Annotated in this window: 1 rRNA gene; it reads right to left on the reverse strand. The window is 36.4% G+C overall.

Features of this window, described 5'->3' with window-relative positions:
* Positions 1 to 1601: 1601 nt before the first annotated feature.
* Positions 1602 to 1720: ribosomal RNA gene (rrf, locus tag ACYVJS_RS15845) — 5S ribosomal RNA — on the reverse strand.

A 1720-nucleotide genomic window follows, 5' to 3' on the forward strand; every position in this document is an offset into this window, starting at 1 on the left:
TTTGCTGTAGCTTCAGATTTTTTACTTTCTTCTTCTACATAATACCTGGGCATCTGAAAACGAATGCTTGGGTTGGATTCATTGTCCGCAGTGTAAACCACTCCTGAAATTTTGTCAAATTTTCGGGGTTTAAAAAAGTTTATTCGAAGGCGCCCTTTCCTTGACCGTGCCTAGCATTAAAATTGATCGACAACGACCGTACAGGGACCGACAGACCCTATAAAAAAGTTGAAAAACGTTGAAATACTCCATCTTTGAACAAAATAAGTGTCGAATGGAGATGGTGAATGTCAATGTTGAATTGCAATGTGCAATGTAAATGGCCATGTTGCCATGTCATGTCGCCATGTCGCCCATGAGGTCCCAAATTGACCTCAAATGTTGTATTGTGCACTATTTAATCACTCTAGTTACTTGGAAAACGTCCCCAGTGCTAATTTATCATGTTGCTATACCATGCTGACTTGCCAGCCTATTGACATATTTCCTTTTTTGGGTACCTTTTTTGCATGAATGGCTTTTTCTCAAACTATTTGAACGATCCAGACATGGGAATAACGGGACCATGTTGACCTTTACACAAGAAATCATCTGTCAAAAAATGAAAAGTTTGTGTGAAGTCCAAATATTTTGTTGCTATGGTACACAACCAATCATTATACTCGATCATTTTGTTGCTATGGTACACAGCATGACACTATACCTTATACATACCCAATTTTTTTAAAAAAGTTAGAGTGGTACTTAGGCCACCTGTCATCCATAGCAACAAAATGAAGCCAGTATAACTTTGCATAACAACCAATTAAGCCTCACGTGCATTTAGAATAATAGTTAAGCCACCTATATGATAGCAAGTCAACTCAAGTCACTTATAATCCATGACAAGTCAAGTTAAGTCACTTATAATTCATGACAAGTCAAAAGTAAAGTCACTAACAGTCCATAGCAACAAAGTGAAGCAAGCATAAGCTTGCATAGCAACCAATTATGCCTCACGTGCACCCGAAAGGTTAGAATAATACTTAAGCCACCTATATGATAGCAAGTCAACTCAAGTCACTTATACACAGTCCATAGCAACAAAGTGAAGCAAGCATAGACTTGCATAGCAACCAATTATACCTTTAGACACCCACATTTTTGAAAAGATTAGAGTAATATGATCAAGCCACCTATGATAGCAAGTCAAGTCAAGTCACTTATCCTTCATATAAAGTCAAGTTAAGTCACTTATCATTCATGGGAAGCCAAAAGTAAAGTCACCAACAGTCCATAGCAACAAAGTAAAGCAAGCGTAAACTTGCATAACAACTAATTATGCCTTATATGTACACCCAAAATTTTGGTAAGCCACTTATGATAGCAAGTCCATAGCAACAAAATATAACAAGTATAAAGTGCATAGCAACAAATTGTAAAGGTGTAATTTATTTAAAAAAATGTTCATTTTGTTCAATAATACTACTTGTTTATAATTCCAAGTGTTCATACAATGCAACTTACGCATAAAATATTACTTGTAATTGTAAAAAAGTTATATAAAAGTGTATAGATGATTAATATGAATTCATTGGAAATTTTGGCAAAAAAAATTGCAAAAACTACAGCAACCAGTATTCCCATGTGGTCCCCCACCATAGTACTGACTGGTCCAGATGTTGCTTAACTGCGGAGATCGGACGGGATCCGGTGCTTTCAACATTGTATGGCCGTAGCT

Source organism: Microbacterium neimengense, from assembly GCF_054782995.1.